The organism is Chitinophaga niabensis, assembly GCF_039545795.1.
Lineage (GTDB): Bacteria > Bacteroidota > Bacteroidia > Chitinophagales > Chitinophagaceae > Chitinophaga > Chitinophaga niabensis_B.
Map to the genome: position 1 here is coordinate 4,277,477 of NZ_CP154260.1, position 18,739 is coordinate 4,296,215.

Genomic DNA, 18,739 nt, shown 5'->3' on the forward strand with positions numbered 1-18,739 from the left:
CTACCCTTCCTATGAAAATCATCAAACTGCTGGCTGGCGCCTTATGCCTGGCGCTGTTTGCTACTGCCTGTAAAAAAGAAGACCAGGGAACCCTCGGCCCTATTGCGGGTCAATGGAAGGCCACCTACCAGGTCACTACAGCTGTTTTTCAGGGTCAAATTATCAGAGATACCACCAACATTCTTGTGGAAGGCGATTACGTTGCTTTCCGGGAGAGTGATACCGTATATGTTGTAGATCATGGTCAGGCAGCAGAGGTGAATTTTTACAGGATCAATGGGCGTTCCATTGTGATCTCACCCAATCCAAGCTGTACCGGTGCAGGAAGTGATGATTTCAGGATAGATTATATCCATGCGGGTGAGATGAGTTTTTCTGAGCCGCAGATCATTGTAGTGCATGGGGTTACCACCAAAGCAACGGTGGCAACTATCTTTAAAAAGTAGTGTTAACGAATACACATACAGGACACGGGTGCTGCATTTGCGGCGCCTGTTTTTTTTTATTCCTCTTCCCCGCCGCCGGAGATCCTGTTCACGGCTTCGCCGAATGCGGCGCCGATAGGGATCACGGCTTGCCGGATATAGATGCAGCTGCGGTCTATCCGGTCTATTTTATGATTGGCTACAATGAAGGAACGGTGTACGCGGGTGAAACTGGCTAAGGGTAATAATGCCATGGCTTCCTGCATGGAGAGGCGGGACATTACTTTCTTATCCTGCAGTACAAAATTCACGTAATTACCGGCGCTTTCCAGGTAGAGTACTTCATCCAGCTGTACTTTAAATTGTTCATAACCTGATTTGATGAAGATGTATCCCGGGTTTTGCGGGCGTTCCTGTTTCAGCTGTAATAAGCTGTGCGCTTTATTGCAGGCTTTGAGGAAACGTGCCAGTGAGAAGGGTTTGAGTAAATAGTCTATGGCGTCCAGTTCAAAGCTTTGTACGGCGTGTTCTGAATAGGCGGTGGTGAAAATGGTCATGGGTGGTTCGTGCAGGCTGGAAAGGAAATCCAGGCCTGAGATGTCGGGCATTTTGATGTCCAGGAAGAGGAGGTCTATTTTTTCTTTGCGTAATAGTTCCATGGCGTCAAAGGCATTGGTGAATGTGCCTTTTAATTCCATGAAAGGAACTTTGGCTGCGTGTGCCTTTATTACGGAAAGGGCTACAGGCTCATCATCGATCGCTATGGCGGTCATCTTCATATGAACAAGATACGTCAATTACAGATTATCAGCATAAAGCCTCCGGTGCAGGAGGTTTTTTTATTAAGAAGTGATTTCACCTTATCAGTATAAAGCCTCCGGTGCCGGGAGGATGCTTTTTTTATTGAGAAGTGCATGTTTCTTTTTTTAAAAGAACAGTCAGTGTTTATACAGCAACAATTACACCTTATGCAACAATAACAACCTCTTCGCACTGGCCCATAAATTCTTGAAACTACGGCCATCCGCGGCTTCCCAATCCTTCACTACTTTCTCTGCTTCTTTCCGGCGCTGGGCTTCTGTGAGATTGAACAGGTGATCTATCACCTGGCCGTCTGCTACAGCGGCGCCGGCCTGGTAATGGCCCTGCAACTCCTGCTGCACTTTGGATTCATTGGTGCTGCCTGCTGTGATTGCCGCGAGTTTTTCTTCGTACTCTCCTTTGGGCATCATCAGTTTGGTCAGCAGGGGCATGATCTCTATCAATGTAATAATGAATACGATCAGGCGGTAACGTTGCTTCAATGGCGGGTGCTCTTCTGTTAAGGTATTGAGGGCTTCCGTCTGTGAAAGGAAACCATCTGTTAAGGTAGCCATATAGGCTTGTTCCTTCAGGCTGTCTTCGGAGAAGAGGGTGGCCAGCTGTGCTTCTTTTTCAAGGCGGGCTGGTTCCAGTTCTTTTTTAAGTTTGCGCAGTTCCTCTTCTGATTTCAGGTACTCTCCTTTCTTCACTTTGGCGATGGCAGATTCACCGATCTTGCCGGAGCCGCCGGTACCATCTGTTTCCCGGATATATCCGTCTTTATACTCCTTTACCTGTTCTTCTTTTTGCGTTTGCTGGCTGTTGAGGGTACTGAGCTGTTGCCGGAGTTCTTTGGTACGTACAAGGTTCAGATCTGCCTGTTCCTTCCGGAAATGGTCCAATTTGCTTTGCCTGTCCAGCACCATCTGTGCGTCAATGTCTTTTTTAAACAACATCAGCACAACAGGTTGTGAAATGAAGAGGCCAATGGTAATAGCCAGCAACAGGCGGAAGGCCACCGGCAGGAACTGTGGTTTACCACCATTGCGGCTCATGGCAGCGATCAGGCTTCTGTCTATCGACAATATGGCGAAGCCAAAGAACAGCGCCAGGCCGGCAATCACCAGGTCGTCTTTCACTACGGTGGAGAAAAAATATCCCCAGGCCAGTGTAGCAAACAACCAGGTAACGAGCACGGCTATACCTATTATACGATACCTTTCCTTATCTACTTTACAATCCTTCAATATCTCTGCATCTGCGGTAGCCAGCCACCACAGGAATTTACTGAAACCATCCGGTTCCTTTTGCTGTTGGTTCATTTACTGATCTCTATTGTAAGGTGTACAAAAAACTCGGTGGCGGTTTGGCGGATACTCAATTCATGCTTGCGCGGGTAGAGCAGGGCCAGCCTGTTCTTCACATTATTCAAGCCGATGCCCAGACTCGTTTTTTCCGGATCGTTCTCTGGTTTCACATGCACACTGTTGTAAGCATCAAAGTAAATATGGCTGGCATCGCAGGAAAGGGATACCACTATCCAGGAACGGTTGCGCAGGCTGATACCATGTTTAAACGCATTTTCCACAAAGGGGATCAGCAGCATCGGCGCAATAGGATGATCACATTCATCCTCCGTAATGTTCACGGCAATTTTGATATCATTGGATTCCTGGATCCGCAGGCGCTGCAGGGCAATATAGTTTTGCAGGTAACCTACTTCTTTGCTCAGTTCTATTTTTTCCTGGTGATTCTCATGCAGCATAAAGCGCATCATATCACCCAGCTTCTGTACCCCTTCACTGGTACGGGGCGCATTCTCCTGCAAAGCAGTGCCATACAGGGTATTGAGGGCATTAAAAAGAAAATGAGGGTTAATCTGGGAGCGCAGAAAGTCCAGATTGGCGGAAGAACGACCCAGCGCTTTCTCCAAAACTAACACCTCATCTTTTTGCTTTGAACGTAATTTCGACAGCCACCATGCAATGGGAAATACAAACATAACTTCGCCCAGCAGGATCATGAAGGCAAGTGCCTCCATGGATGTTGATCTGGCACTAATCCCCACCATGAAGATGGTAAGGCCGCATGATAACATTATTGTGATGAGTAAATTTCTCCAGAGTATACCCCATCCATGGCGTTTATTATGGAAGGGCGGGAAAATATAGTAGTAAGCAACGATATACGTGAGCTGATAGAAAAAACCTGTAAAAAGGACGAATACGAAGATGGTCCCCCCATTATCCTGTGATATCATTACGAGGGATACAATCCAGACAATGAAGAACAATACGATCTCTACTGTTATTTTACGCCAGATGTTGTTTTTCTGGAACCATCCATGCAAATGAGTGAAATAAAGATATTTGACTGCATAATAAAAGGCGTAAGCGATTGCACATACAAGCGTAGTACCAAAGGCCCTCCGGGCACAGGAGGCATGGAATGCCTGCATCTCTTTATAACCCAGCTGATAGCCATAACGGTATGTAAAAGCGATCATTGTAAACAGGAACAATAGTCCAAATGCCGCAATCACTAAAGGCACCCCGGCATAATAATGTTTCTTTTCCAGGAAGAAAGGCACTACCCAGTTATTGACCAGCAGGAATGCGAAGTAACTGAAGGTGGCGATGGTGAGCTTAGGCAGTAAAACGTGTATGAATACATCGAAATCCATATTGTTCCTGTCAAAAGCCCTTGCTATCCAGTAAGTTCCGGATTCTTCACCGCTTAATAAAAAGGGAAAGAGCACTGCAACCACTACCAGGAGATAAAACCCTGTAGCGATCCAAAACTCTGCTTTCCTGAATTTTTCCATGAAACTATTATTTGATGCAATAATAATAAACAAGTGTGGCTGGCGTGGCTAAATGGTACGAAATTGCAGGAATATGGGATGAAGGTTGGTTTTTTATACCTTTGTACCCGTTTAATAATGGGTATCATGGCAAAAGTAAAAACAGGAATCGTACAGATGAGCTGTTCTGCGGACAAAGCGCAGAATCTGGCAAAAGCCATCGACAAAGTAAGGGAAGCCGCTGCCAAAGGCGCACAGATCATTTGCCTGCAGGAGTTGTTCACTTCTCTTTACTTCTGCGATGTGGAAGATTATGAGAACTTCAAACTGGCAGAACCTGTTCCCGGCCCCTCCACAGAGGCCCTGGGTAAGGTAGCTGCTGAACTGGGCGTAGTGATCATTGCTTCCCTGTTCGAAAAAAGAGCAGAGGGCTTATATCATAATACTACTGCCGTTCTGGACGCAGACGGAAAGTATCTCGGCAAATACCGCAAGATGCACATCCCGGATGACCCGGCTTATTACGAAAAATTCTACTTCACACCGGGCGACCTGGGTTACAAGGTATTCCAGACGAAGTTCGCGAAGATAGGTGTACTGATCTGCTGGGACCAATGGTACCCTGAGGCAGCCCGTATCACTGCCCTGATGGGTGCAGAGATCCTCTTTTACCCTACCGCCATCGGTTGGGCTACCAGCCAGGATGAAGCCACCAATGTGGAACAATACAATGCCTGGCAGACCATTCAGCGGAGCCATGCTGTAGCCAACGGCATTCACGTGGTAAGCGTGAACCGCGTGGGCCTGGAACAGGACGGATTGATGAAGTTCTGGGGCGGCTCTTTCATTGCCAACCCTTTCGGCTCCCTGCTGCACCTCAGTTCGCACGACCAGGAAGAAACCGTGGTGCTGGAACTGGAGCTTTCCAAAACAGACAGGTACCGCACGCACTGGCCATTCCTGCGCGACAGAAGGATCGATTCCTACCAACCTATTACCAAAAGATATATTGACGACGAAGCATGATGCAACCTACTCCCAAGCAACTTGGCTATTATTTCCCCGCAGAATTTCATCCACACATTGCCACATGGTTAAGCTGGCCGCATAAAGAAGCCAGCTGGCCGGGAAAGATCCATACCATCTTCCCTTACTACAGCCGTTTTGTAAAATACCTGGCGGATAGTGAGAAAGTGCGCGTCAATGTATTGGATGAAACGATGAAAGCATTTGCCACCGGGCATTTGCAGGCGGAAGGCGTGAACCTCGCCAATGTGGAATTCTTTCTGCACCCTACCAACGATGCCTGGTGCCGGGACCATGGCCCTGCTTTCCTGATCAACCCGGATGCAGCTGAAAAGAAAGTGGTGGTAGACTGGAATTATAACGCCTGGGGCGGCAAATACCCTCCTTTTGAGCAGGATGATGTGATCCCTACCCTCATTGCCAATCATTATCAACTGCCGGTATTTCACCCCGGTATTATCATGGAAGGCGGCTCTGTGGAATTTAACGGAAAAGGTACTATCCTCACCTCTACCTGCTGCCTCCTGAATGAGAACCGTAACCCGCATCTGAACCGGGACCAGGTGGAAGAATACCTCCACCAGTATTATGGGGCAGAGCAGGTGTTATGGGTAGAAGACGGGATTGTGGGAGATGATACAGACGGGCATATTGATGACACCATCCGTTTTGTGAACGAAGATACGGTGCTGACGGTAGTAGAAACGGATAAACAGGACGAGAATTACGAACTGCTGCAACAGAACCTGCACCAGCTGAAGCAAATGCGCCTCCTCAACGGTAAACAACTGAATATCATTGAGCTGCCTATGCCCGATGCCGTTATTTACGACGAGCAGCGTTTACCTGCCTCTTATGCGAATTTCTATATCAGCAATAAATATGTGATTGTGCCTACTTTCCAATGCAAAAAGGACGATGCCGCACTGCAGATCATTTCCGGTTGTTTTAAAGACCGGGAGGTGATCGGTATCGACTCTACGGAGATCATCTGGGGATTGGGGAGTTTTCACTGCCTGAGCCAGCAGGAACCAGCCGTATAGCTTAAAAAAAGGCTGCCTTTCACGAGGCAGCCTTTTTTATGTTAAATAGGTTTTACAAACCCGCTATGGTAGCTTCATCCTTGCTTTATCCTTGCTTCATGTTGCAGTCCGGGGCGGGTTTAAGCTACTTTGAAGCTAGGATGAAGCAAGGATTAGCATTTTTGGCACGACCATTGTTTTACTATACATGAACCAAATCAAAGAGTCATGAAGAAGATAATTATCGCAGCTTCCCTTGTTGGAACAGCCGTAGCAGGTGCATTCTGGTTAATGAAGAATCGCAACCGTGCAGAGTCCGCACTCAATGATATTAAGGATGCGGCAAAGAACGCATATCGTAAAATGGATAAGCGCGCAAGAAAGGCTGGCCAAAGAGCTAACCATATGGTGCAAGAGCAAATGGCTTAAAATTTTTCGCATCAGTCAACATATACTAAGAGGGTGTATCACATTTGATACACCCTCTTTCTTTTGCTATTGTAACAACGTTGCCAGTTTTTCTTCCAGCTCCTTCCCTCTCAGGTTGCGCGCTACGATCTTTCCGTCCGGGCCGATCAATACGTTGGAAGGGATAGCCCTTACACCATATAACTTCGCCGGTGCACTGTCCCAGAATTTGAGGTCTGATACCTGCGTCCAGGTGAGCTTATCATCTGCGATCGCTTTCACCCATTGCTCCTTCTGTTTGTCCAGCGACACGGCAAAAATATCAAAACCTTTTCCTTTGTACTTTTCGTATACTCTTACCAGGTTGGGGTTCTCCCTTCTGCAAGGGCCACACCATCCTGCCCAGAAATCCAGCAGCAGGTATTTACCTGAATAGCCGGAAAACTTCACAGGTTTGCCATCTGTATCTGCCAATGTAAATTCAGGCGCTACCTCACCGATGCCTACTTTACGCAAAGTGGGGGAAAGTTCCCTCAGCACGTTCACATATTGTGTCTTTTGCAGGGAGGGGCTTAACAGCTTTACATTATTATCAATCTCATCCGGTGTTAAACGGTAAGAGTAATCGCGGTATAATACATAAGCTGCTACAATGGAAGATGGATTCGCCTTAATGAATTCATCCACCTTCACATTCCGGCTGTTCCTGTAGGTAGTGAACAGGTCCTGCGCATCAGAGCCTTTTACCACAGATCTGCTGTAGTAGGCAGCTGAATCCAGCTCCACTTCTATCTTCTTATCTTCTAAAAAGATGAATAAAGGACTGGCTGAAGGGTTCAGCGTAATGCCATACAGTTCAGGCAGTCTGGGTTTCTTGGTAAAATAAAATTTACCATCCGTGATGTTACTGGAATCTATGGTAAAGAACATTTTATTCGCAAAGCGTTGCAGATAAACCTTTCCTGTACTCACACCCTTTACAGTGCCCGTGACGGCAAAGTTCTGCGCGTTAGCAGATAAAGTGCCGGAGAGCAATACGATGCTTAAAAGAGAACGTATCATAGATTTGGATTGGAGTTTATTTCATTAATGGGAATGGAGAAGAGATAATACTGACTGTTCGGAACAAAGTCTGTTTTATCCGGGAACTTCAGCTGATGATGCCCTTTTAAAGGAACATCCCTGAATGAACCGTCTGCCCTTGGTACTTTGAGTATTTCCGCAGAAGGCGTACGCACCAGTGTACGCTGTAAACGCAGGATATCAGGCAATGCAAATCCCTCACCCCATAATTCCCTTCTTCTTTCTTTTAATATCTCTTCTATTAATTGCGGTTGTGTGAGTGAGCCATTCAACAGCCCGGGCAAACTTCTTTTCACCCTTAATTCATTCAGTGCATCAAAGGCACCACCGATGTCGTTGAGCCTGGCTTTGCTTTCCGCTTCTATCAATACCATTTCAGCGGAGCGCATTAATACAATGTGCCCGGACTGATCTGTTTTATTCACGAACTTGGTATACTTCAGCCATCCTAACAAGGGGTCTGTAGTATCCGCTACCGGTTTGAACAATGTTTTGCGGATATCGCCATCTGTGAAGAGTGCCCTGAAATGAGGATCTGCCATTACACTTCTGTAACCAGTTGGCGGTGTTACATCAATATAACCGAAATAAGAAGCGCCACCCAGGTTCTGATCGGTAGCCTGCGGATGGCCCCAGATCCATTCTACATTACTTACATCGCTGAACCCTTTGAGGTATTCTATCGGCTCCATGAGCGGGAATCCTGTTCTGGCCTGTTTGGCGCGTACAGCAGCAGAATCCCAGTTCTCCTGTGTGAGGAAAGCACGTGCCAGCAAACCTCTTACCACCTGTTGATTGGGACGGTTCTTTACCGTGCGGTTGAAGCCCTGTAACAATCCGTCTGCTTCTCTCAGGTCTGCGATCACCTGGTCATAAATAGCCCCTACCGTAGCTCTTGGCTGTGGTTTGGAATCAGGATTGGTAGGTGTGGTATATAAAGGCACACCTTTCGCATTTTTGTCTTTCGCATAAGTGAACTGGTATTGACGCACCAGGTTCAGGTAAGTGAAAGCACGCAGCGCAAGTGCCTGGCCTTTGAGGAATTTCTTCTCACTGTCTGTACCGGAAGCAGCATCCACATTTGCAATGATGTTATTACAGTTGTCGATCACTTTATACTGGAAGGTCCAGAAAAAAAGTGCGCGGCGGGTAGTGTTATCAGAAGGGTCCAGGAAACCGTAGGTGGCCAGGAAACCATAAACACCATCACGCAATACAGCATCGCCGCCCATTGCTTCCTGTGAAAGGATGATAGCGGAATAACCAGGGTTATCCTGAGAGGTGGAACTCTCCATGATGTAACGGATGGTACCGTTCACCAATGCATCAATATTCTTGGTAGATGCATACAACTCTTTACCGGTTAAACTGCCGGAAGGAGAAGTTTCGAAGAATGATTTACCACAAGCGGCCAGCAATATCACAGTTCCTGTTAGTAATATATAAACTCTTTTCATCGTACTGTCTTTTAGAATGAAACATCAAAACCGAAGGAGAAAGTTTTCTGTGCAGGGTAGCGGTAGAAGGTTACACCATCCAGCGCCTGCTCAGGATCCAGCCCTTTGTGTTTATAAAAAGTAAGGAGGTTCTCTCCGCGTGTATATACCCTGATCTGTTGCAAACGCAAGCGGGAAGTCCAGTTAGCCGGTAAAGCGTAACTCAGCCCAACGTTACGGAGCCTGGCGTAGGTAGCGTCATACAGGAAACGGGTGGAAGCACTGTTCCAGTTAGTAGCGTCTGTAGTGAGGCGGGGAACATTGGTGTTCTTATTGTCCGGCGTCCAGCGGTTCAGTATTTCTTTACTCCAGGTACGGCCTGTGTTGTTACCACTGTGGGATAACATTACCTGGTCGTAATCCAGTATTTTACCACCAATGCTGAAGGCCAGCAGGGCACTCAGTTCAATGCCTTTATAGTTCAGCACTGTGTTCACACCACCGGTGAGGTCAGGTAAGGAAGTACCAACAATATATTGGTCTGCCTGTGCATACACACTCGTGGTAGTGCGGCCGGTGATCTTTCTTTCTCCGTTAGGTAATGTTTCGTAAGTGTTCTTATACCATAAAGGCAAACCTGTTACGGGATCAACACCCGCCCATTCGCGGATAAAGAAGTCGTACACAGAACCACCTACGGTGAGTTTTTTGGTGGGGCCTATCACGGAAGTATTAGCCGGTACAATTTCTTTTGCCGGCAGGGAAGTGATCTCATTGTTGAAATGGCTGAGGTTCACACCTACATCCCATTTGAAATCCTTCGTTAACACAGGCGTGGTTTGCAATTGCAGCTCCCATCCTTTATTGGTAAGTGAACCGATGTTATCGTCAATGGCCGGGAAACCCAGGGATGGTGCAAGCGGCCTTTGATATAACAGGTCCTTTGAACTACGGTCAAAATATTCGGCAGAGAGGATGATCCTGTTCTTCAGGAATGCCACATCCACGCCGGCATTAAAGTTCAGGTTGGTTTCCCATTTAAGGCCTGGTGTTGGAAGGCGGGAAGTGATCACACCGGCTTCACCCAAACTGTTATAAATGGAATACAGATCCTGGTACTGGTAATAACCACCTAAGTTATCATTACCCTGCGCACCATAGCTGGCGCGGAGTTTCAGTATATCCAGCCAGGAAGGTGCATGGAAGAAATCTTCTTTTGTTACATTCCAGGATGCCCCCACAGACCAGAAGTTACCCCAGCGGGAATCCGGGTGGAAACGGGAAGAACCGTCTCTGCGGAAACTACCGGAGAGGAAATATTTATCTGCAAAATCATAATCTACTTTGGCGAGGTAACTGGCCAGTTTGTAATTATCAGAGCTGCCGCTGAAACCCGTCAGCAGAGAAGCTGCGTTTGGTTCATCCTTACCCAGGAAGCCGAAATTACTTTTGCTGCCCGAGAGGGAAGAAGTATTCAGGATGTATACCTCCTGTCCTGCCAGCACATTAAAATGATGCTGTTGGAAAGCAAAGGTATAATCCAGGATATTATTCACCGTATAAGCGAGGAAGCGGGTTTCCCCTTTGCTAACAGAACCGCGGGTACTTACACCACCACCGAACAAGGGATTGGTGTAGTTATGCGTGAGCGTATTGTTATAATCAGCATTGATGCTGCTCTTCAGTTTTAAATTCTCCAGGATATTGATCTGGATGTAACCACGGAAAGTGAGGTTATCCAAACGGCTGAGGTATTTGTTCAGCACGGAAGAACCGAGCAGGTTATTACCGGTAGCTGCAGCGCTGGGGCGGTAGTTACCGAAATCATATACCTTATTGCCATTCTGGTCCAGTTTCAGGGAACCATCAGGATTCCTTTCGTAGATAGGATAAATATTCGCTACGATCCTGCCGAAGTTGGCCAGGTTACCCTGGTCGCTATCACTTTGTGGTGGCGCATCCTGTTTGGCAGAGCTGAGTGCTACATTCACGCCGGTCTCAAACCACCTGTTCACTTTAGTCGTGTAATTCACACGGCCATTGTAACGTGTATAACCTGACCCGATGATAAATCCATCATCATTCAGGTAACCTGCGGATACAAAATATTTACTTTGTTCACTGCCACCGCTTACATTCAGATCTATCTGCTGGCGGATGCCGGTACGCTGGGTAGATTCACCCCAATCGTCTGTCCAGAATGGTTTTGCGCCGGCTACCAGTTTACCGTCTGTACCAACGGGGGTAGGGTATTGAGAGCCGAAGGGATTGATCTTTAAGCTGCTCACTACGTTATCCGTAGCATACTGTGCGGCTACTGCAGCCGTTCTGCCAAGGCCCAGTTGTTTATTACGCAAGGCTTCCCACTGCATTTCAAAATATTCTTTCGCATCCAGTTTTTCATAATCTTTCACTGCGCGGTTGGAATATCCTGTGCTGGCACTCAGTGTTACTACTGGTTTGGAATTGAGGCGGCCCTGTTTGGTAGCGATAATGATCACGCCATTTGCACCACGCGAACCATACAAGGCACTGGCGGCTGCATCTTTCAATACACTGATAGACTGAATATCGGCCGGATTGATGGAGTTGATATTTCCGGAGAAAGGCACTCCGTCCACCACATATAAAGGATCACTCGAAGCATTGATAGAACCAATCCCCCGGATGCGGATAGTGGCATTACTGCCGGGCTGCCCTGCTGAGGAAACAGATTGCACACCAGGCACTGTACCCTGCAAAGCCCTGCTGATACTGGATACCTGCTGGCGTTCCAGGTCTTTGGCACTCACGGTGGAAGCAGATCCTGTGTAAGATATTTTATTAGCGGTACCATATGCCACCACTAATACTTCGTTGAGTGTGGCTGCGCCGGAGAGTGTGATATTAACGGCAGTATCAGATACCGGGGCTTCCTGTGTCTGAAAACCGGTGTAGCTGAATATTAATACAGCGCCTTTACCGGGTACCTGTATGGAAAAACGGCCGGAAGCATCCGTTACGGTTCCGGTTTGTGTGCCTTTCAGGCGAACGCTGGCGCCGGGCAGTGCAACATTGTCGCCGGAACGGACAGTACCCTGTACACGTCTATCCTGCGCATGCGCCCATTGCAATGCAAACAGCAATGTCATTAAGCATGTAAATGTTTTCATTTCAGTTCTTTTTAGGCAATAGATTTCCTGGCGGTTTTTACTGACCGCGAATTTTTCCTGTATGTATTATGAAGAAAGAAGAGGAAGAGTGGTTGGCTCATTCCTGGTACAGCATAGTTGATGCACATCCCCCTATGCCGGGGAATGCACCTTGTTTACGATGCAAATGTATAGACGTTTAACAATATAACCAAGTTAGTCTATGAATTTTGTAGACTTAATGTTTTAATTGCATTTAAAAGTGATAAACGGACTTTATCCCATGCCGCAATCGTTAACTTAATGTTAAAAAACACCTGATTCGTTCTTCAGCAAGAACTTTAGCAGCTTTTACATTGACATAAATCATTGGTCAATTAAAAATAGGGTTATACTTTTGGGTTATGACTACTAACCTGGCAAAAAGAGCAAGAATAAACTGGCTGCACGAAATGGATTTCATTGGTATTCACCTGGTTCCCCTGCTGGCCATTTTTACGCATGTAACGGCATTCGACTGGATCCTGTGTGCGGTACTGTATGTGGTACGCATGTTTTTTGTAACAGGTGGTTATCACCGGTATTTTTCTCACCGATCGTATAAAACTTCACGGTTCTTCCAGTTCATCCTGGCATTTGGCGCACAATCGAGTTTCCAGAAGGGTGCTATCTGGTGGGCTGCCAATCACCGCATTCACCATAAACACAGTGATACACCGGAAGATCCGCATTCTGCTAAAATATATGGATTCTGGTATGCGCACATCGGCTGGATCATGGGTCCTGAGCATAAGCCTACCCGTTTCGACCTGATCAAGGATGTAAAAGAAAAAGAACTCTTCTGGCTGAATAAATACCATTGGGTGCCGCCGGTGATCCTGGCTGCGGTGGTGTATTTTGTTGGTAATAAAGTAAATGGCGCAGGTTGGTTCGACTGGCAGGCGGGTCTCTCTACTTTGTTCATCGGTTTCTTCCTGAGCACCATTTTATTATTCCATGGTACTTTCACCATCAACTCCCTGATGCACAAGATCGGTAAGCCGCGTTACAAAACAGGCGATGAATCTAAAAACAACCTGATCCTGGCGCTGGTAACACTTGGTGAAGGATGGCATAATAATCACCACTATTATCAGAGCGCAACGCGGCAGGGTTTCTATTGGTGGGAAATAGACATTACTTATTATGTGCTCCGCATGCTGGGTTTATTTGGCATTGTCTGGGATATCCGGGGTGTTCCACAGAAAGTAAAAGACAATAATAAAGTAGCATAGGATTTTCTGCCTTCATGGGAAATAATTTATCCCTTGCAGTTTTCTGAAGATCAAATATTAACGCTCGCTCCTGATGACTCATCCCGCAAAGCCCTCCACTTTCTGCTGCAGGTATCTTCACTTCAGATAACCAAGGGAGTCTTCAAACAGGTGAATGATGAGGTGGGCGCTTTCCCGGGCACTGCCCAAACAGGCACCCGCCCTCGAAAAATCAACAGGACTGCGGGAATTGAAGGCCTTTAAAATTTACTGATAATCGGCTGGTATTTTCTTAATTTAGTACCAATCATTATCTAAATTGACATGTACCGCTTCCTGCTTACCCTGGTTCTTTTACCTGCATTCCTACATAGTAAGGCCCAACAAACCCAAACCCAGAAACCACCATTACATGGCAAACACTGGATGGCCGTTACCGGCAAACCACTTGCTGCTACGGCTGGTGCTATGATCTTTCAGAAAGGGGGTAATGCAGTGGATGCTGCATGCGCTATGCTGGCTGCTACCTGCACCATGTGGGATGTACTCAGCTGGGGTGGGGAAACACAGGCGCTCATCTATCATCCCAAAACCGGTAAGGTGATTGCGATCAATGCCATGGGTGTTGCACCAACAGGCGCTACCGTTGAATTCTTTAAAAAGAAAGGATATAGTTTTCCTCCGGAATATGGTCCGCTGGCAGCTACCACACCTGGTACACCCGGCGGGCTTTGTTATATGCTGGCGCAGTATGGAACGCTCAGCCTGAAAGAAGTGCTGGCTCCTGCCATGGAAATGGCGGCGGGTTACCCCATAGAAGCACAAACGGCCAACAGCATAGAACGCGGCAAAAAATACATTGAGGAATGGCCTTACAGCAAAAAAGTTTTCTTTACACATCCGGAAAGGGAAAGAGTAGCACCTGATGCAGGAGAGATCTTTGTGCAGAAGGACCTGCTGGCTACACTCACTAAAATGGTGGAAGCGGAACAAAATGCGCTGAAGCAAAAAAAGAGCCGTAAAGAAGCGATCATGGCTGCATACGATCGTTTTTACAAAGGAGATATCGCAGCTGAATTTGTAAGAGGCAGTAAAGAACAGGGAGGGCTGATCACCATGGAAGACCTCGCTAAATGGAAACCTATTGAAGAGGAACCATTACATGTAAATTACAAAGGCATTGAAGTATATAAATTACGGGAATGGACGCAGGGCCCCATGTTACTGCAAAGCCTGAATATACTGGAGAACTTTGATCTTAAGAGCATGGGCTACAATTCTCCTGCCTATATTCATACCCTTTATCAAACCATGAACCTGACCTTTGCGGACAGGGATTTCTATTATGGTGATCCTTACTTTTCACCGAAGCCGCCTATTAAAGGATTACTGAGTAAAGCCTATGCAAAAGAAAGGGCTAAGCTGATCGATCCTGCTAAAAATAATCCGGGTGCACAACCGGGAGACCCCTACCCTTTTGAGGGCAGAAAGAATCCTGTATTGTACCTGTTGCCGGAAAGGGCTTCTTTTACTGATTCTACCGGGAATAAAAAGCGGGATGGTTTTGTGCCGAAACATGATGCGATGGCGGAACATTTGCAACGTGGTGCTGCTAATGATGCAATGGTTTACCGGCAACAGGCAGAGCCTTTGCTGCATGCTGATGCAATGGCCTTTCAGCAACAGGCGGAAAGTTTGCTGCGTGCTGATGCAATGACTTTTCAGCAACAGGCGGAAAGTTTGCTGCATGCTAATGCAATGACTTTTCAGCAACAGGCGGAAAGTTTGCTGCGTGCTGACGCAATAGCCTTTCAGCAACAAGCAGACAGTGCCTACGCAGATCGTTTATGGCGTGGCACTACCAGTGTGGAAGCAGCAGATGAAGAAGGCTGGGTAGTATCCATTACCCCCAGCGGCGGATGGATGCCGGCCTGCATTGCAGGACGCACAGGCGTTGGCATGAGCCAGCGTTTGCAGAGCTTTGTACTGGATTCTGCATTGAATCCTTTTAACGTATTGGCACCGGGCAAAAGACCCCGCGTTACACTAACACCTTCCATGGCATTGAAAGAAGGAAAACCTTTCCTCTCCTTTGCTGTACAGGGCGGTGATACACAAGATCAGAACCTCCTGCAGTTCTTCCTGAACATGGTAGAGTTTGGTATGACGGTACAGCAGGCCACAGAAGCAGCCAATATCAACAGCAATCAATTATGGCTATCCCTTGGTGGCATGACCATCAAAGAGCGCCAGCCAAAACCGGGCAGTATATTACTCAGTACCAGTACACCGGAAAAAACAAGAACAGCGCTGCAGAACATGGGGTATACGCTCAGTTTTGTAGCCAGGAGCAGCGGCCCCATCAATGCCATCTTCTTCGACAGGGTGCATGGCAGCTTCTGGGGCGGCAGCAGTAATCATGGGGAAGATTATGGTATCGGCTGGTAGTTATGCCGCTTTCTGGTTATAATGAAAGAACTTCTTCTTGTAATCATATAAGACCCGTATGATCTTGCGGGGGCTTTTCCATTCAAAGAGGAAAATGATAAAGGTGGTGATCTTCACAAAACCTTTGGGGCTTTTTAAAGCATCTGCCAGTTTTGTGATGCTCTGATCCCTGGCGGCCAGGCATGCTGCTCTCTCCTCACCTGTTTTACCGGCCAGCTCTTCCGCAAAACTCCATGCCCCATCCCGTGCATTGGAGATACTGAATTGAATAAGGATAGATTCTCCGTTATTGGCATGCATGCCCACCAGCGATAACAAAGGAGAGATACGGCTGATGGCATTCGTTACCTCAAAGGTGAGGGATCCGATGATGGTATTGATGCTGATAAAGTCTTTATGCAGGGATTGTATATCCTGCCCTGCTGCTGCATCCACAGCCGCAATGCCCAGATCATAATTAATATGTGCGTTCATGCCCAGCAGTAATTGCTGCAGGAGGATCACGGTAGGTTTCTTTGTACCGCTGAATGCAGATGCCCAGGGGCCGGAGACAGGCTTTTTTGCCTTCCATTGCTGCACGGCTTCCAGGTAGCGATTGGCAAAGAAAACGTCCAGTCTTTCCATACGCGGACCGTCTTCAAACTCATTATTGAGGATCCCTTCTTTCACTCTTACTGTTACTTTGTAATAGAGGGAAGCGAAAAAACCGATGCGGCTGTTGGTATCAATGCATTCTTCAATTAATTGTTCCAATTGAAGGATGACTTCATCAATGGTATTAGCTGCCATTTAATTGGTGCTTTTTGGGGTGAATGAAAATGCTATACTTTAATCAGGCGCTCTACGGCCCTTTCCAATGTTTCTTCCTTCTTCGCAAAACAGAACCGGATCACTTTATGGTCCCTGCCTGATTGATAGAATGCAGATACGGGCACAGTGGCTACACCAAATTCTTTTGTGATGCGCACTGCAAAATCTGCATCCCCTTCCTCACTGATCCTGTTATACTGGTAACACTGGAAATAACTGCCATAGCTGGGCATTGGAGAAAAACGGGTGTTAGACATCAGCCCGTGAAAATAATCACGTTTGGCCTGCATGAAACTGCTTAACTGCAAATAGGAGTCTTTGTCTTTCAGAAATCCCGCCAGCGCTACCTGTGAAGGGGTATGACAGGAGAAACAGTTATACTGATGCACCTTTCTGAACTCCTGCATTAAGGCCGGAGAACTGATGCAATAACCCATCTTCCAACCGGTGCAATGATATAACTTCCCGAAAGAGAAGGTTACAAAACTACGCTCCAGCAGCTCCGGGTAACGGAGTATACTCTGGTGCGGGATATTATCATAGATGAGGTGTTCATATACTTCATCGCTGAGTATAAATATATTCGTGCCTTCCACGATGGACCTCAGCTGCTGAATATCACCTTCTCCCAATACAGCGCCTGTAGGGTTATGCGGGGTGTTCAGCATGATGAACTTTGTGCGGGGCGTTATCTTTCTGCGTACTTCTTCCCAGTTTATTTTATAATCAGGGAATTGCAGTTCTATCAGTACGGGTACCGCACCATTCACCAATACATTGGGTACATAACTGTCGTATGCCGGTTCAAAGATGATCACTTCATCGCCGGGTTGTAATACGGTGGTGAGGGAAGTATAGATGCCATAAGTACCGCCGGGGGTAATGGTGATCTGGGTATCAGGGTTGATGGTGGTACCATAGAGGAACTGTACCTTTTCTGCCAGTACTTCCCGCAAAGGGAGATGCCCCTGCATGGGTGCATACTGGTTAAACCCTGCCTGCATGGCTTCATTCACTTTTGCCACCAAAGCCTCGTTCATGGGATAGTCCGGGAATCCCTGGCCCAGGTTAACTGCTTTATACTCGTTTGCCAGGGCACTCATTACACTGAAGATGGTGGTACCGGTATTTGGAAGTTTTGAAGAAATTTGCAAGGTATATTGTTTATTTTAGTCAAAATCGTCCACTAAAATAGTAATAAGCTATGAAAATTATCATTACACTGCTCCTTTCCACGTTAGCAGCTTATACTTACGGCCAGCAAAACCCTGGCCTGGTAGCCGACAATGCACAACCCGTGCTGATCTCTAAACAATTCTCTTTTACTGAAGGCCCGGCCCCTGATAAAAAAGGGAATGTATACTTTACAGATCAACCCAATAACACGATCTGGAAATACGATACGGAGGGCAAACTCTCCCTCTTCATGGACAGCGCCGGCCGTTCCAATGGTTTGTACTTCGATAAAAAAGGGAATATCATCGCCTGTGCGGATGATAAGAATGAGCTTTGGTCTATTTCTCCATCCGGTAAAGTAACCGTATTGCTGACGGATTACCAGGGCAGGAAATTCAATGGCCCCAATGACCTCTGGATCACGTCAAAAGGCGGCATCTATTTTACGGACCCTTACTATCAGCGTAAATACTGGGAGCGTAAAAAACCGGAGATAGATTCCCAAAGGGTTTACTTCCTGGCGCCGGGTAAAAAGCAGGCCGTGATGGTGGCAGACAATATCAAGAAACCCAATGGCATTGCAGGTACTAAGGACGGCAAAACATTGTACGTGGCGGATATTGGTGATAACAAGATCTACAAATACAGGATCAATAAAGATGGCAGCCTCTCTGATCCGCAGCTCTTTTGCAACAAAGGCGGAGATGGCATGACGGTGGATGAAAAAGGCAATGTGTATATAGCAGGCAATGGCATTTTTGTATTTAATCCAAAAGGAGAACAGATCCTGCACATAGATGTACCGGAAAAATGGACGGCCAATCTTTGCTTTGGCGGGAAGGACAGGAAAACACTTTTTATTACAGCATCTGAAACGGTGTATACTTTACAGATGAAGGTGAAGGGAGTAGAATAGT

15 protein-coding genes are annotated in these 18,739 nt (G+C 46.8%); 7 read left to right on the forward strand and 8 right to left on the reverse strand.

Going from position 1 to position 18,739, the window contains the following annotated elements; all coding sequences use genetic code 11:
• Positions 1-11: 11 nt before the first annotated feature.
• Positions 12-446 carry a hypothetical protein gene (locus AAHN97_RS16870; RefSeq protein ID WP_343303229.1) on the forward strand — a complete coding sequence of 145 codons (435 nt, stop codon included), beginning with the start codon at positions 12-14 and terminating at the stop codon, positions 444-446.
• A 56-nt stretch (positions 447-502) separates the two neighbouring features.
• Here AAHN97_RS16870 and AAHN97_RS16875 read toward each other — a convergent pair whose 3' ends face one another.
• The 3 genes from AAHN97_RS16875 to AAHN97_RS16885 form a co-directional block, all read right to left on the reverse strand.
• Positions 503-1,204, reverse strand: a complete 702-nt coding sequence (locus AAHN97_RS16875; protein ID WP_343303230.1) for a LytR/AlgR family response regulator transcription factor — start codon at positions 1,202-1,204, stop codon at positions 503-505.
• A gap of 180 nt (positions 1,205-1,384) precedes the next feature.
• On the reverse strand, positions 1,385-2,548 hold the full coding sequence (locus AAHN97_RS16880) for a DUF4407 domain-containing protein (protein WP_343303231.1): 1,164 nt from the start codon (positions 2,546-2,548) through the stop codon (positions 1,385-1,387).
• Positions 2,545-4,050: a sensor histidine kinase gene (locus AAHN97_RS16885; RefSeq protein WP_343303232.1), complete on the reverse strand. Its 1,506-nt coding sequence runs from the start codon at positions 4,048-4,050 to the stop codon at positions 2,545-2,547. Before AAHN97_RS16885 ends, AAHN97_RS16880 begins: the two co-directional genes overlap by 4 nt.
• Before the next feature lie 126 nt (positions 4,051-4,176).
• Here AAHN97_RS16885 and AAHN97_RS16890 point away from each other — a divergent pair, with 126 nt between their 5' ends.
• From AAHN97_RS16890 to AAHN97_RS16900, 3 genes are all read left to right on the forward strand, one after another.
• A complete protein-coding gene (locus AAHN97_RS16890; protein WP_343303233.1) occupies positions 4,177-5,055 on the forward strand; it encodes a carbon-nitrogen hydrolase in 879 nt (292 codons plus the stop codon).
• Positions 5,052-6,098: an agmatine deiminase family protein gene (locus AAHN97_RS16895; RefSeq protein ID WP_343303234.1), complete on the forward strand. Its 1,047-nt coding sequence runs from the start codon at positions 5,052-5,054 to the stop codon at positions 6,096-6,098. Before AAHN97_RS16890 ends, AAHN97_RS16895 begins: the two co-directional genes overlap by 4 nt.
• 207 nt (positions 6,099-6,305) lie before the next feature.
• Entirely contained in the window at positions 6,306-6,506 is a 201-nt protein-coding gene (locus AAHN97_RS16900; protein ID WP_343303235.1) for a hypothetical protein, read from the forward strand.
• Positions 6,507-6,572: 66 nt separating this feature from the next.
• Here AAHN97_RS16900 and AAHN97_RS16905 read toward each other — a convergent pair whose 3' ends face one another.
• The 3 genes from AAHN97_RS16905 to AAHN97_RS16915 are packed head-to-tail and all read right to left on the reverse strand — an operon-like array spanning position 6,573 to position 12,156.
• On the reverse strand, positions 6,573-7,547 hold the full coding sequence (locus AAHN97_RS16905) for a TlpA disulfide reductase family protein (RefSeq protein ID WP_343303236.1): 975 nt from the start codon (positions 7,545-7,547) through the stop codon (positions 6,573-6,575).
• Entirely contained in the window at positions 7,544-9,025 is a 1,482-nt protein-coding gene (locus AAHN97_RS16910; protein WP_343303237.1) for a RagB/SusD family nutrient uptake outer membrane protein, read from the reverse strand. Before AAHN97_RS16910 ends, AAHN97_RS16905 begins: the two co-directional genes overlap by 4 nt.
• A gap of 11 nt (positions 9,026-9,036) precedes the next feature.
• A complete protein-coding gene (locus AAHN97_RS16915) occupies positions 9,037-12,156 on the reverse strand; it encodes a SusC/RagA family TonB-linked outer membrane protein (protein WP_343303238.1) in 3,120 nt (1,039 codons plus the stop codon).
• Positions 12,157-12,539: 383 nt separating this feature from the next.
• On the opposite strand from AAHN97_RS16915, the gene AAHN97_RS16920 reads away from it, so the two are divergent.
• Positions 12,540-13,409: an acyl-CoA desaturase gene (locus tag AAHN97_RS16920; protein WP_343303239.1), complete on the forward strand. Its 870-nt coding sequence runs from the start codon at positions 12,540-12,542 to the stop codon at positions 13,407-13,409.
• A gap of 303 nt (positions 13,410-13,712) precedes the next feature.
• On the forward strand, positions 13,713-15,836 hold the full coding sequence (locus tag AAHN97_RS16925; RefSeq protein ID WP_343303240.1) for a gamma-glutamyltransferase family protein: 2,124 nt from the start codon (positions 13,713-13,715) through the stop codon (positions 15,834-15,836).
• Here the strand turns inward: AAHN97_RS16925 and AAHN97_RS16930 are convergent, their stop codons facing one another.
• Entirely contained in the window at positions 15,837-16,625 is a 789-nt protein-coding gene (locus AAHN97_RS16930) for a DUF5995 family protein (protein ID WP_343303241.1), read from the reverse strand.
• Between the two features lie 32 nt (positions 16,626-16,657).
• The gene (locus AAHN97_RS16935) at positions 16,658-17,800 is read right to left on the reverse strand and encodes a methionine aminotransferase (RefSeq protein ID WP_343303242.1); all 1,143 of its coding nucleotides are present in this window, start codon (positions 17,798-17,800) and stop codon (positions 16,658-16,660) included.
• 50 nt (positions 17,801-17,850) lie between these two features.
• Here AAHN97_RS16935 and AAHN97_RS16940 point away from each other — a divergent pair, with 50 nt between their 5' ends.
• Positions 17,851-18,738, forward strand: a complete 888-nt coding sequence (locus tag AAHN97_RS16940; protein WP_343303243.1) for an SMP-30/gluconolactonase/LRE family protein — start codon at positions 17,851-17,853, stop codon at positions 18,736-18,738.
• Position 18,739: the final 1 nt, after the last annotated feature.